General features: G+C 36.9%; 11 protein-coding genes. 1 reads left to right on the forward strand and 10 read right to left on the reverse strand.

Going from position 1 to position 14,861, the window contains the following annotated elements:
- The first annotated feature begins 47 nt into the window (after window positions 1-47).
- Window positions 48-1,253 carry a glycosyltransferase family protein gene (locus BLQ66_RS07570; protein ID WP_074521638.1) on the forward strand — a complete coding sequence of 402 codons (1,206 nt, stop codon included), beginning with the start codon at window positions 48-50 and terminating at the stop codon, window positions 1,251-1,253.
- A 45-nt stretch (window positions 1,254-1,298) separates the two neighbouring features.
- Here BLQ66_RS07570 and BLQ66_RS07575 read toward each other — a convergent pair whose 3' ends face one another.
- From BLQ66_RS07575 to BLQ66_RS07620, 10 genes are all read right to left on the reverse strand, one after another.
- A complete protein-coding gene (locus BLQ66_RS07575) occupies window positions 1,299-2,402 on the reverse strand; it encodes a glycosyltransferase family protein (protein WP_074521639.1) in 1,104 nt (367 codons plus the stop codon).
- A gap of 20 nt (window positions 2,403-2,422) precedes the next feature.
- Window positions 2,423-3,592 carry a DUF4422 domain-containing protein gene (locus BLQ66_RS07580; RefSeq protein ID WP_074521640.1) on the reverse strand — a complete coding sequence of 390 codons (1,170 nt, stop codon included), beginning with the start codon at window positions 3,590-3,592 and terminating at the stop codon, window positions 2,423-2,425.
- 12 nt (window positions 3,593-3,604) lie between these two features.
- Window positions 3,605-5,545, reverse strand: a complete 1,941-nt coding sequence (locus tag BLQ66_RS07585; protein ID WP_074521641.1) for a glycosyltransferase family protein — start codon at window positions 5,543-5,545, stop codon at window positions 3,605-3,607.
- Window positions 5,546-5,554: 9 nt separating this feature from the next.
- Window positions 5,555-6,256, reverse strand: a complete 702-nt coding sequence (locus BLQ66_RS07590; protein WP_074521642.1) for an acylneuraminate cytidylyltransferase family protein — start codon at window positions 6,254-6,256, stop codon at window positions 5,555-5,557.
- 16 nt (window positions 6,257-6,272) lie between these two features.
- The gene (gene neuC / locus BLQ66_RS07595; RefSeq protein WP_074521643.1) at window positions 6,273-7,415 is read right to left on the reverse strand and encodes a UDP-N-acetylglucosamine 2-epimerase; all 1,143 of its coding nucleotides are present in this window, start codon (window positions 7,413-7,415) and stop codon (window positions 6,273-6,275) included.
- A 69-nt stretch (window positions 7,416-7,484) separates the two neighbouring features.
- Complete coding sequence (locus BLQ66_RS07600) at window positions 7,485-8,537, reverse strand: N-acetylneuraminate synthase family protein (RefSeq protein ID WP_143452992.1); 1,053 nt, start codon at window positions 8,535-8,537, stop codon at window positions 7,485-7,487.
- Window positions 8,515-10,812 (reverse strand): motility associated factor glycosyltransferase family protein, encoded by a 2,298-nt coding sequence (locus BLQ66_RS07605; protein ID WP_074521644.1) that lies wholly within the window; start codon window positions 10,810-10,812, stop codon window positions 8,515-8,517. Before BLQ66_RS07605 ends, BLQ66_RS07600 begins: the two co-directional genes overlap by 23 nt.
- Window positions 10,813-11,233: 421 nt before the next feature.
- Window positions 11,234-12,055: a flagellin N-terminal helical domain-containing protein gene (locus BLQ66_RS07610; RefSeq protein WP_074521645.1), complete on the reverse strand. Its 822-nt coding sequence runs from the start codon at window positions 12,053-12,055 to the stop codon at window positions 11,234-11,236.
- A gap of 448 nt (window positions 12,056-12,503) precedes the next feature.
- Window positions 12,504-13,316: a flagellin N-terminal helical domain-containing protein gene (locus BLQ66_RS07615; protein WP_074521646.1), complete on the reverse strand. Its 813-nt coding sequence runs from the start codon at window positions 13,314-13,316 to the stop codon at window positions 12,504-12,506.
- A gap of 510 nt (window positions 13,317-13,826) precedes the next feature.
- The gene (locus tag BLQ66_RS07620) at window positions 13,827-14,639 is read right to left on the reverse strand and encodes a flagellin N-terminal helical domain-containing protein (protein ID WP_074521647.1); all 813 of its coding nucleotides are present in this window, start codon (window positions 14,637-14,639) and stop codon (window positions 13,827-13,829) included.
- Between the last annotated feature and the right edge of the window lie 222 nt (window positions 14,640-14,861).

A 14,861-nucleotide genomic window follows, 5' to 3' on the forward strand; every position in this document is an offset into this window, starting at 1 on the left:
AGGCTAAAAGCCAAGAAATAATTAAGCAACAAAGATTAGGGGATAGCATGAATATACTGATTTTAGATCATAAGAGTTTTGGAATTGAAGATTTAAAGGAAGCCCTAAAAAGAATGGGCCACAGCTACAAACTCATATCAGACCCAGCCATAAGAGACAGGGTAGATGAAGGCTTTAAGACTCGTTTCCTTACAGAGTGCGAGAAAAGCCACTACGACTGCGCCTTTAGCTTTAATTACTCTCCTCTAATTTCTAATTGCTGCAATTTAATAAATCTGCCTTATGTGTGCCTGATTTATGACAGTCCCCAGATAAATACATTTTCATATACCATAATCAACCCTTGTAATCACATCTACACCTTTGATAGTGCCGATTACTTCCGCTTTGCAGACCAGGGTATAAAAACAATTAAATACATGCCCCTTCCTGTAAATGTACATAGGCTTGATAAGCAGCTTGGAAGCCCTTATGATAAGACTTCCGAGTCCACAACTAATATCACTCATCCAAACTATAGCGCCGACATTTCCTTTATTGGCTCTATGTATAACGAGAAGCACAACCTCTACGACCGCCTAGTAAAGGCTGGGATTAATGACTACACTAGGGGCTATCTTGAGGCCATTATGGATGCTCAGGAAAAAGTTTATGGCAGCTTCTTTTTAGAAGACTTAATTACAGGACCAATTCTAGAAGAAATGCTAGATAAGATGGAAGTTCAACAAAACAAGGACGGAGTGGAAACTGTAAGCTATGTCTATGCCAATTATTTTTTGTGCAGGAAGCTAGCAAACAAGGAACGCACCCATATTTTACAAGCCCTTGATAGGAGTCTTGCTAAGAAATACAAGGTAAGTCTCTATACCCATAATCCTGTGGATTTTCTTGAAAATGTGCACACTTTCGGACCTGTGGACTATTACGACCATATGCCACACATTTTTAGGCAGACAAAGATAAATCTTAATATCAGCCTTAGAAGTATAAGGTCAGGAATCCCTCTTCGATGCATGGATATCCTAGCTTCTAAGGGCTTTTTGATGTCTAATTATCAGGAAGATTTTTTAAGGCACTTTATAGACGGCGAGGATTTATGCCTCTATGATTCTAAAGAGGATTTATTAAGAAAATGTAACTACTACCTAGAACACGACGACAAAAGAGAAGCTATGGCGCTCTCTGCCTATGAAAAGGTAAAGGAAAACCACAGCTACGAAAAGATTCTAAATTTAATTTTCCAAGATTTATAATAGGGATTTGTAAAAGCATCCTTTCTTAGGGCTGCCTACAAATCCTTAGTTCATCCCAAACATAGCCTCCACCCTATCTTTATAGTTAAAGGCTTTCTTTATAATCTCAAGGCCATTTTCAATGACCTTTTCTCTTACGCTATCTTCTTTAATGAGGAAGCTCGCTTTAGCTAGAAGTTCTTCGCTATTATTAAAGCAGATAATATCTTCATCTGGTCTAAAATATTCATAAATTTCTGGTTGGAAATTAGAAAGCACCAAACCGCCACAGGCAATAATATCAAGAACTCTTAAAGGGATTCCCGTCTCAATACAGCTAAGACTAACATTTAGATTGATCTTAGAATTCCTAAAGATTTCCGGCATTTTAGTACTATAGTCTATATAACCACCCATGTAAGTATTCTTTAATTCTTGCATCTCATCCTTTGAAAAAAGGGCAGTTTTAAACCTAGACTCTAAAAGCATTAAGGCAAGAAGACGCTGCCTCTTTGTGGCCTCCCTGCTAAGTAGGTAGTAGATTTGCTCCTTACTAATCTCCCCATTTATCTTTTCCAAAAGTTCATTATTTATGCAGTCATTAAAGATATTTCCACCATTTAACTGGCACTGAAATTCCACAAGGCCATCAAGATAACCTCTTAAATTTTGACTTAAGGGTCTACTAAAGTCCTTATATTCTGACACATACATAGAGCCTACAAAGGATATATCATATGTATAGACTGGATTTTTAAAGGCAACATCCCTAATCTTTGTTGCAAGTGGCAGGTGATATACATTTTTATAACCTGCCTCTAAAAGCCTGTTAGTATAGGCCCTATCAAAGATGAAGCTGCGGTTGAAGTCGTAATTTAGCCCCTCTAAATTCCTAGTTTCAAAGGGCACGCTGTGATTCCAGTTTATATAGAGAATATCCTTATTTAGGCTTTTAATGGCCTCGGCAATAATAGAGGAATAATTTATTGAAAAAACATGACTAAAGTTTCCTTTAAGCAGCTTCTCCCTTGTAATCTCAAAAAGCCTTTCATCCTCATTCCAATCCTTTGGAAGATAATAAAAGGCCTCATAATCGTAATTTAATTCTTTAAAAGTTTCCTCCACTTCAGACTGCATAAAAGCATTCCATTTAAAAAGCAGAATTTTCATATTCTCCCCACTTTCAAAAGCTATATTTTTCCCTCTTCCATAAGTTCAAGATGAATTCTAATAAAGTCATTCGTCCAGCGCTTAAGACGCTTACTTTTTTGACAAATTGCCTCCACCACAAAGGCGCTAGTATGAGTCTTTTCAAAGTAGCCCTTAAAACCCTCATAATAGGCGTTTTTCTTCATGGTCTTTAAGCCCATTAAGCCATCGTCATCCCCGATGCCAAGAGACTCCTCAAGGATTTCCTCCACCTTTTTAAAATGCTCAATAAGCACATTCAGGTCATCACTATAATCAAGAGCTCCCTTCATGGCAATATTTTTCTCCGCATTAAGGACATCAAGAATGCTTGCAATAATTGTCATGCTATTAGTCAAATCAGAATCCTTTAAATTAAGGTCCGGCCTAGTTTCAAGCACCTTATAGAAGAGCTCCTTGGCCTCCTCAATTTGGTGTAGCTTAATTAGCTGGCTAACTGCAAGTCTAAGCTCCCTAGTTTCTGCCTTCTCATCCGTAATTAAAACTCTGTGGGACTTAACCTTTAGATTATTTTTGAAAATGTATATATTTAGCAAGGCTTCCCCTAAAAAGCCAAAGATTCTAAGGTGGTAAAGATCTGTAAACTTAGTGTAATCAATGCGATTTGACATGCCAAAAAGAATGGCAAAGGCCCAATTACAATAGTCATCAAAGGTCTCTTTTTTACAAACCATTAAATTGCCAATATAAGAGCTTTTAGACTTCATAACCTCTCTAAAGGCAATGTAATCCTCTGGGAAATTTTCCTTGATGTAATTCCCCATTTCATCAAGAATCTCCACATTATTAGCCCTTGCAAAGGCCTCTCTAAAATTCATATTAGAAAGCTTATTCTCATAAGAGACAATCATGTCGTATTCTTTCAATTCTTCATCAAAAACCGCCGGGTCTATGATTTTCTTATTGTCATCAATAAAGTAGCGTCTGTAGTGACAAATTCCTATATTTTCATTAGAATCCAGGTTTTTCCAGAGCCAATAAACCCCCGACAATTCGCCGTATAAAAAATTAAGACCAGAAATATTATCCCCTGTGTCATCGCCAATATAGCCTAAATCTTCACTTTTCTCCCTGCCCACATGAATAGGAACATAATCCTTATTCTCTGGTGGATTAAATTTTTTATGGGTCATAACATAAACCTTAGCCATAACTTCTCCCCTCTAGTCTAGATTTTCAAGAATATCCTCAAACTCCTGAACTCTTTTCTTCCAACTGTGATTAGCCTTAACATTTTCATAGGCATTATTAGTTATCCTAATTCGCTCCTCTTTATTGCTTAGATAATACCTAATCGTCTCTGAGAGATCCTCTAGCTTATCTAGCTCATAAACTATTAGCTCCTCCTTGTCCTTAAAGTTCTCCTTTAAAGCTTTTGAACTATCCGTCACGCACAAGCTGTTATTAAACATAGCGTTAAAGATTCGCTCCGATAGGCCATCCTTGTGCCATGCGAAAATGTTAAGACTTATCTTAGATTTCGCATAGACCTCAAGGGCCTCGTTATAGTTTAGTTCCTCGTGAATAATGAGCTTCTTGTAGTCCTTTAAAACCGGAGATTTCCAGCTATTTCCAAAGACATGAATCGTAAGGCCATCATCAAGGAGTTTTCTAATAACCTTCTCCCTATAATAAGCACTTACAAGCCTTGCCACCGGCCAGAGATGATGCATGGTTACTAGCCTTTGCTTTCTATCATTATAGATTTCATGAGTATATTCATCCTCTCTAAAGAGCTCATCAATAGCCTTTTTATAGGCCTTGTCATAGCTAAGAGAAGAGTCCTTTCTTAAGATTCTTAGCATAGCATTGGCAATAATTCGCTCTCCCTTTGGCAATTTGTAAAAAGAAGACATAAGACTTCTATAGTCTGTGAAACTGCCAAGAAAGCTTAGGTCGTATTCCCTATTTTCATCAATATCTATGTCCTTAGCCACTCCCTTTAGGCTCTTTGCCCTCTTGCCTCCGGGATACCAGATAAAGGAATCCTTAACAGAGTTAAAGTTTGACTTGGCAAATTTTGCATAGTCCCCATCGCAAGCTAAGCAGTAGAACCTATCCACCACAAACATCAGTAGATAGCTTATATAAAGTGGATGGTCGAAAATGTTAATAAACTTCGGACAATCCAAACTATTAATATTTAACTTATTAGGATCTACATCAGAAAAGATGCCCGACTGAATGCCTAGCACCGCACTAATATGCATTTGCCTTGCCTTATATATAAGGTCTCTTTTGTGGCCATTAACCACAATAGCTGCCCTACCACTAGCCTTGCAGGCCTCATAGAATTCCCTAGTGAAGCTCTCTAGCACATCAATGCAGACATATTCATAGTCATTTACGATTAGAATTGGATCGTATTTTGACATTATCTTTTTAAAATATTTCTCATCCCCTAAGATACCAAAAAGGATATTTTCAAACTCCTTTTCCTGTTCAAAGGTAATGGCCCAGTTAGCTTTACGAATCAAGGCCTGATTCCAGAGCTTATGCTTAGTTAAATAATCCTTAAACCTAATAAGGCAGTAAGCATAAGTCATAAAGTCCTCTTTAAAGATAGGCTTTGACTCGAAGTTTGAAAATTTAGCTACAAAGGCATATTTTGAAAGAAAAGGTGCATATTCCTTAAGTCTAGTAAGTAACTCGTACTCCTCTGCTGACTGTAGATATTCATTAAAGCCCCCTAAGGTCTTTATGCTTTCCACCTGCACCACAAGGCCTGATAGTCTTGAGGCCGTTAGCATAATTATTCTTTCAAAGCTGTAGTTTTCCACAGGGTTAGACTCAAAGTCCGACATTTTTTCACAACTAGATAGAAGTTTTAACCAATCCTTCTCATAGTAGTCCTCAACAAAATCACTATCCCTTACAAAGCTTACATATTCTGTAGAGACATATTTTAGGGCCTTATTCTTAGCCTTAGCGTAATTGTCAATTTCCTCATCATCCCAGATGCCAATTAAGCTCAAGTTAAGTAAAGGCGCCTCGTTTATTAACTCATTCGCCTTTTTCTTTACATTTTCAAGATAATCATAATCATTGACAATAACTACCATTGTCACTAGTGCTTTTGACTTATTAAGCTCTATCCAGTTCATTTAACTACCCTATTTCCTTCCTAGTGCGCCAAGATAATAATTAACAACTGCAATATCTTCATAATCATCCACATCTACTGAGTGGGTTCTATCCATAATATAGCCTTGTTCATTGTCATTAAGGCTGGTATCCTTTGTAAGCTCTTCAACTTTATTTATATAAATTGCACCATTTACCTTATAGAAAGTTGGCATATCCTGCCTTCTCATGGTGCTTGTGCCCTCAATTAAGTTTACTAACTTTCCGCTCTCGTCAAATTTTCTCATAAGAATTGGAGATTCTAAAACCTCTGAAACTGAGGCTAGTCCCTTCTCTCCATTATTCACAAAGGTCTTTAGGGCCCCTGCAATATCTGAGGCATTACGAAGTGGGGAAGTGGCCTGAAGTAAAACCACATAGTCATATTCTCTCCCCATGTTTTTTAACATAGTAATGGCATGCAGGACAGCATCTATGGACTTTGCCTTATCTCCTGCTAACTCCTCTGGCCTCATAAAGGGAACTTCTGCTCCCGCCTTTGTGGCAGCTTTTGCAATAGCCTCGCTATCTGTTGATACCACCACTGCATCAATATAATCACAGCTAAGCGCCTCGTGGATTGTGTAAGCAATCAAGGGCTTTCTGTTGATTTTTAAAATGTTTTTATTTGGAATTCCTTTACTTCCTCCCCTAGCTGGAATTAATGCCAAAACTTTCTTACCATTAATCATAGCTACACCTACCTAACTAGTTAATATTCCTATCTATAAAATGTTTCTGAATATCAAATTTCCATATACTATCTGATCTTAGAATCTCCATAAATTTTCCCCTAGAGTCTCCAAGACCAAAGTCATTTCTTGTTATCTTATAATCCCCTATTTTTTCTATAGCCTCTAAAATCTCTTCCCTATCTTCACTGCAATGCTGTACATTAGAGTCTTTAAGGCTATATCTATTAGTTTGTCTGCTGCCAAGATCTATGGCAGGTACCCCGTAAACGCTAGTTTCCCTAACTCCCGCAGAAGAATTACCAATCATAAATTCTGCATTTTTTAAAAGGGTCAAAAAGTACTCAAATCTAATAGATGGATAGACTTTAAAATGTCCGTTTTTTTCAAGTCTTCTATATTCATTAAGAATAAGTTCTGAACCAAAGTCATTGTTTGGATAAATGACCACGTAATTTTTCCCCGACTCCATTAAAGCATCTACTAAATTTTTTATCTTCCAATGTAAATTTTCATGGTCTGTTGTAACCGGGTGATACATGCAAATCCCGTAGTCCTCAAAAGGAATGTCATATCTAATTTTTACAAGATTTAGACTTGGCAAATCCTTTGATAACATTACATCAATGTCTGGAGAGCCCATAATAAAGATTCTATCCTCTTCCTCTCCTAATTGAAGTAGTCTCATCTTTGCATCTTCATTGGAAACTAGATGTATGTGAGCAAATTTTGAAATGGCATGTCTAATGGATTCATCAATTGTGCCCGATAGCTCGCCCCCTTCAATATGGGCCACTCTAATATTTTTTAGAGCTCCCACAATTGCCCCTGCTAGGGCGTCATTTCTATCTCCGTGCACCACGATTAAATCCGGGTCCACATGGCTTACATAATTGGTAAAATTACAAATTACGCTACCAAGGTCATAGCTCATATCACCTGTATTTCCCTGAGAAAAATCCACATAGACATTGCTATATCCATCCTTTAAAACCTCTCTATAAGTAGAGCCTAAGTTCTTCACTAGATGCATACCCGAAACATAGACATAGGCTACAAAAGAGGAAGATTTTTCCACCTCTGAAATAAGTGCTTTAATTTTTCCATAATCCGCTCTTGTCCCCGTTACAAAAACGATTTTCTTTTGACATTTTTCCATTTGCTCCACCCATTTTAGTCTTTCCTACTAGTTTCTCTAAAACCTAGCCATAAGCTAGAAACTCTAGTCTTACTCGATCATGTCCCAAGTTAGCTGACAATCATTTTCAATATCCATCATCGCCCTTTTCCCAAGAATCCCTTCATAATCCTTAGCTTTGATTTCCCCAGTTCCAGGTCTCTTTACCCAGAGATTTTCCTTAGTAAATATCTCTCCTTTTTTAACCGGCTTAATAGTTACACAAGTTGCAAAGGCAAAATCAATGGTTACTTGTTCCTCCTTTGCCGCCTCCTTTTTTCCACCAAGCATTAAAGGAATAGTCTTAGCCGCCTCAAGTAAATTCCTTAACTCTCCTTCATCCATGGAGCATACTATATCCGGCCCTGTCCTATCCTTTCTGTCGGTGTAGTGTCTCTCCACTAAATTTGCCCCAAGTGCCATGGCAGCTATGCAGGCATTGTTATTTAGTGTGTGATCTGATAGGCCAATGGGAATTTTAGGAAAATGTTTCATCATCTCTTCCATAGCACCTAGCCTTACAAGTCTTGGATCTGTCGGGTAAAGATTTGTAGTATGCATAAGAGCATAACTAACTCCATACTTTTCAAGTATATTAACAGCCCTGTCCACAGACTCCATGCTATTCATGCCCGTTGAGACAAGCATTGGCTTACCATATTCTGCTATTTCTTCAATTAAGGGATAGTTATTTAATTCCCCTGAACCAATCTTAAAGGCACTAACATTAAACTTCTTTAGTCTCCTAGCTGCTGCCCTTGAAAAAGGAGTAGATAAAAACACCATGCCTAACTCTTCTGTATAGCGCTTTAATTCTAGCTCCTCCTCTTCATTTAGAGCGCAACGCTTCATAATTTCATATATGGAAACGTCTGCATTGCCAGGAATAACCTCCTTTGCCCTATGGCTCATTTCATCTTCTACTATGTGGGTTTGATGCTTTATTAGTCTAGCTCCAGCCCTTTTAGCAGAAAGCACCATTTCCTTAGCCACTTCTAAACTACCCTCATGATTAATTCCAATTTCAGGGATAACTAAGACCTGTTCTCTTTCATCTCCCCCAATAGTTATATCCCCAATTTTAATTTGCTTTGTAGATCTCACTTAGCTTATCCCCCACTTCCTTGTTAGCCTCTAGCGTACCCTTTAATATATTAATTACAGCATCTAATAGTTTAACTGGATCATTTCCTTCTGCCTTTTCTTCAAAACCTATAACACTTTCATAGGCTTTCTTTTCTTTTTCCTTAGACCTAATGCTAACCAAATTTTGATAGGCATTAGAATTTGCGGCCTCATCCACTTCATGTACCCTGTCAAAAAGTGGTGCAAAATCTACATTTTTACCCGCCACAAAATCCATCTTCGCCTTCTCTAAATCTGCAATCAAAAGCTTTAATTTCTTATCCTGCTTCTTAGAAAAATCTATATAAGAATAGTTAATATCTAGAATTTCCTCTATCTCCTCTTTACTAAAGACATTAGGAGCCTCATTTAAAAGCTTAGTAAAATCTATCTCTTTCTTATCTTGTTCTAAAGTCACCATGTCTGATAATTTAGCATTTTCTATTCCACGAATTTTAAGACCACCCTCTGTAGAGTTAATAATCTTAGTTTCTCTAAGTCTCTTGCTGCAATCCTCTATCCATTCTGCATAAGCTAAATAATCTGGAGTAGAATAAACCTCTCCCCCATCATAAGCCTCACATTTAATAAATTGCGGATCAGATAAATCAATATCTCCCTCCTTATAGACATCGCTAGCATGAAACTTCTTTCCCGTCATAGCAAGGTCCATGCCAACTAGAACAATATTTTCAAAACCTACTAGAGTAGAGTAAAAAATAGCCGAGGTAGCTACAGAGCCACCTGTACTAAAAAATACATCCTGCTTATCATATTTAAGAATGAAATATCTAAAATAATCAAAATCAGTTATAAAAAATACTTTCGCCCTATGATCTTTTACCGCAATATTTAAGGCCCCAGCACCTGCGATAGTAGGAATATCCTTTAGTCTGTCATCATCAAAGGTTTCCTTCTTTTTAACAGAATCAATAGTCACGACTAAATCCGGCACTATTCCATGTTTAAATAGAATTTTTACCGCAGTATCGGAGGCAATAATTATGCCTTTATTTTTCACCTTCTTTAGCTCGTCAACATTTTTATCAAGAGAAGGACCCGCTCCCACAATGAAAGCTGTCCTATCCTTATATTCTTTTAATGCTGCAACTGCCTCATAAATCGAAGAGTTCTTAATAAAGATTGGCAAATTAAGAATAGCATTCTCCACAGAGTTATAGCCTCTTAAAATCTTAGTATTAAGGTTCATAGCGCCCCATTTACTGGCCTTGTGGAATTTCTCGTTATACTCTCTTACCTCTTTACTGTAATATCTAAAGCAGTTTGAAATCGCTATAACGGAAGTCACCGGCACCCTTTGAGGAGTAATTATATGTTGAATAATTGCATCTAATTTCGTACCATTTATTCCATTTACAAAAATGTAACACCTAACCTTATCTTCCTGCTTTGGCAATTTAAATATATGCATAGCCTTTACAAAAACTTCCACATCTGGCTCCACGCATATTATTTCGTTATCTTCCTTGCTATTATCAAGAAAAGTTTTTAAGCAGTCACCGTTAGCTAAACCAATTAAGATATAAGCTGAATCTATTCTATGATTAATAGAATTAAATATAGCAGTTGCCTCTAATTTGCTATCATATCCACTAGGAAGGTAAAAAGTCTCATTATTATCCACAACTTTTATAGACTTATTCCCACAATAGTCCAAATCTAAACTGTAATTTCTATTAGGATTATCATAAATACTCTCTCTTTCCATCTGATTAATGCTTTCAAGGTCTGTATAATTAACAAGCTTTTGATTTATTAATTCTCCCTTATAGTTATTTATATATTTAGAGAATTTTTCTATTGTCTTTCCAACATTTTCCTTATTAACTTCTTCCTCGGCTTTACATTTGTCTGGAAATAAGCAAGTCATTAAGCCCACAAATAAAGAACTATTATATTTACTCATGATTCTAAGATTCTCTTTGAAGGTTTCTATTAAGTCTTCTCTTTTAAAATCATTTTCTATATCTGACTCAACTCTTTTTTCATCATGAAGTAAACTTAAGAATTCCAGCATTATATCCGCACTTTTAGAAACTGCACCTTTTTCAAGCTCATTCTTTAAATCCATTACAAGCTGTAAAAATGTACTTCTTTTTACAGGATCTGTGTGAACGCTTGCCACAGCATAAAGCTCATTAAAGGCCATATTAAGTTTATTTATAACTTCCTCATCTATTTTTATATTAGTATATAAGCTCTTAGCTAAAGAAAAAATCTCACTCTGTGTCATGATTCCTCCATTCGCTTTTATTAAATTTTTAACACGTTTAAACTAACTCTATAATAGCATATAAATAGTTTCTTTTCAATTAGTTAAAATGTCAGTAAATCCACTAGTTCTCTAATTAAAGCTGACATTCGGAATCCGCTTCGCTACTTCCTCATGAACGCAGTGGCACTTTGTGCCACCTGTCAGAAGGGGCTTTAACCCCTTCTGACACTAGTAAGCTTTATACCCCCGCTTAAAGCTTACGCTTTTGAAGCGGGGGATTGCTTACACTGCGTTCATACAGCAATACATTTTCCTAAAAATAAAGCTTAAAATGAAAGAGAGCCAGTCAGATGACTGGCTCCCCTTCTGAAGGATTTGAAATTTATAAAGAGATTTATGATACTGTCTATGTTTATCAAAAATCGTAACTTTCTTTTTATTAACCCTGTAAGAGTGATAATACACCCTGTGTCTGAGAGTTAGCCTGTGTAAGCATTGACTGGCCTGCCTGAGCTAAGATGTTATTCTTAGAGTACTCAACCATCATCTCAGCCATATCTGTATCACGAATTCGTGATTCAGCAGCCTGTGTATTCTCAGTTGTTGTATCAAGGTTATTAATTGTATGCTCTAATCTGTTCTGAACAGCACCGAGTGAAGATCTCTGTGTTGAAACCTTATCAATAGCTACCTGAATTGCATCCATTGCACTACCTGCTGCTGTGAAGGATGTAAGCTTTAAGCCATCAACTGCAAGTCCATTTTCACCTGCACTAAAGGTTGTGATACTAAGTGTAATAGCCTGTCCACAGATAGAACCAACCTGAAGATTCTTTCCTGTAAATGTACCATCTAAGAGGTTCTGTGTATTGAACTGTGTAGTACTCTTAATTCTGTTAATCTCACATACAAGCTGATCTACTTCTGACTGAAGAGCATCTCTATCAGTAGCTGTATTTGTATCATTAGCTGCCTGTGTTGCTAGTTCATTCATTCTCTGTAAGATTGAATGAGCTTCGTTTAACGCACCTTCAGCAACCTGGATAAGTGAAATACCATCCTGTGCATTGTCTGATGCTCTTGTAAGACCTCTGATCTGTGATCTCATCTTTTCTGAGATTGAAAGGCCTGCAGCATCATCGGCTGCTCTATTAATTTTATAACCAGAAGACAACTTTTCTGTTGCCTTTGATAATGCTCCTGAAACTCCGCCTAACTGTCTGTTAGTGTTCATTGATGAAAGATTGTGCTGTACTACCATAATCGTTTCCTCCTTGATTTAGAAAATCTCCATAATTAATTTACTTTTGATATGCTTTTTACTTTCTTTCTTTTTACTGTTTTCTTTTAATATGCTTTTTAAAAATTTGCTATTTGCTATACCTTTTACTTAATTGGGTTTATTAAGTATTTTGTTTTTCTTAGTCTGGGTAGGACTAAGAAGAAGTGAATTTCTTTTTGGGTACCTTGTTTATCACTTACAGTATATTTATCGGAGTAAATAAAAAAAACTTAACCCTTCTTGTAGAAAAATTTTAATTTTTACAAAATATATTACAGAGCAAGTTACGACATTAGGGAAGAGTCCGCCATTAGATCAGCCTTCGGCTGAGGGGCGGCTCCTACATCACAACTGTCTTCGACAGTTATGACATTAAAAAAAGGGGAGCCGATATGCATCGACCCCCTTCTTCTATAGTAGTATTTAATTAACCGAGAATTGAAAGTACACCCTGGTTAGCCTGATTAGCCTGTGAAAGCATTGATAAGCCAGCCTGTGATAGAATATTGTTCTTTGAGTATTCTACCATTTCAGCAGCCATATCTGTATCACGAATACGAGATTCAGCAGCCTGTGTATTTTCCTTAGTTGTATCCAAGTTGTTGATTGTATGCTCTAATCTGTTCTGAAGAGCACCAAGTGTTGATCTCTGTGTTGATACAGTATCAATAGCATCCTGGATTTTTGTAATTGCACTACCAGCCTGTGAGTAAGATGAAAGTGATAATGAATCCACTGATAATGAAGTTGAATCCATGTTGCCAATAGAAATCTGAATCTTCTGGCCTTCAAGAGAACCAACCTGTAAGTTCTTACCTGTGAATGAACCATCTAAGAGGTTCATAGTATTGAACTGTGTTGTGCTACGAATTCTATCAATTTCTGATACAAGCTGATCTACTTCAGCTGATAAAGCTTTTCTATCTGTATCAGTATTAGTATCATTAGCTGCCTGTGTTGCTAATTCATTCATTCTCTGTAAGATTGAATGTGTTTCATTTAAGGCACCTTCAGCTACCTGGATAAGTGAAATACCATCCTGTGCATTTGATGAAGCCTTGTTAAGACCTCTAATCTGTGCACGCATCTTTTCTGAAATTGAAAGACCTGCAGCATCATCGCCGGCTCTGTTAATCTTATAACCTGATGATAACTTCTCAGTTGACTTAGACAATGCGCTCTGAATTGATGACATTTGTCTGTTTGTGTTCATTGCTGTTACATTATGCTGTACTACCATAATTTTTTCCTCCTTGAAAATAAAAAATCTTTACACCATCCTTGATGTAATTATTAAGTTAATGTGTAAGAACCCTTAACCTATTTACTGGATTAAACCTATAAGTATGGTTCCTACTTAGCAGATAATATAGCTACTTTTTATTATTATTCGTAGCTTATATTTATTTGCTACTAGATATATCGGCAGACTTTTTATTTACTTTAGTGGGTGAGGAAAATTTTTTTGAACGCAGTGTAAGCAATCCCCCGCTTCAAAAGCGTAAGCTTTAAGCGGGGGTATAAAGCTTACTAGTGTCAGAAGGGGTTAAAGCCCCTTCTGACAGGTGGCACAAAGTGCCACTGCGTTCATGAGGAAGTAGCGAAGCGGATTCCGAATGTCCGCTTTACCGCAGTGTAAGCAATCCCCCGCTTCAAAAGCGTAAGCTTTAAATTTAACTCAGTCGGAGCTTATACTTCGACTGAATTAAAAAAGGCGCCATAAAGGCGCCTTCGTAAATTGCATTGTATATTACTGTAAAATTGATAATACACCCTGTGTTGCCTGGTTTGCCTGAGTAAGCATTGACTGTCCTGCCTGAGCAAGGATGTTGTTCTTTGAGTACTCAACCATTTCACCAGCCATATCTGTATCACGAATACGTGATTCAGCTGCCTGTGTATTCTCACTTGTTGTATCCAAGTTGTTAATTGTATGCTCTAATCTGTTCTGAACCGCACCAAGTGTTGATCTCTGTGTTGATACCATATCTACAGCTGCCTGAATCTTAGTAATTGCACTACCTGCTTGTGAGTAAGATGAAAGTGATAATGAATCTACTGATAAAGATGCTGCGTCCATGTTATTGATACTAAGCTGAATTTTCTGTCCCTCAAGTGAACCTACCTGTAAGTTCTTACCTGTAAATGAACCATCTAAGAGGTTCATAGTATTAAACTGTGTTGTACTCTGAATTCTATCGATTTCAGATACTAACTGATCAACTTCGGCCTGAAGGGCTTTTCTATCTGTATCAGTATTTGTGTCGTTTGCAGCCTGTGTTGCTAGTTCATTCATTCTCTGTAAAATAGCATGTGTTTCATTTAGAGCACCTTCAGCTACCTGAATTAATGAAATACCATCTTCTGCATTAGTGGAAGCTTTGTTAAGACCTCTAATCTGTGCACGCATCTTTTCTGAAATTGAAAGACCAGCAGCATCATCGCCAGCTCTGTTAATCTTATAACCTGAAGATAACTTTTCAGTATTCTTTGATAAATTTGTCTGAACATTTCCCATCTGTCGGTTAGTGTTCATAGCTGTTAGATTGTGCTGTACTACCATAATTAGTTTCCTCCTTGATTTAGAAAATTTCCATAAGTTTACAACTATCTCTAGTTGGGTTTGCATTAGCTAAAATCTAATGCTCTTTTAATGTTTTTTATTGCATCACTAAATTGATTGGGTATTTCAATTTCGATGCCCTTTTAAGTGAATTTCATAATTGGGTACCATTGCTTTCACTCTTCATACTTCATATATCGGACAAATTAATTATAACTTAAC

This window comes from Lachnospira pectinoschiza, assembly GCF_900103815.1.
Taxonomy (GTDB): Bacteria; Bacillota; Clostridia; order Lachnospirales; family Lachnospiraceae; genus Lachnospira; species Lachnospira pectinoschiza_B.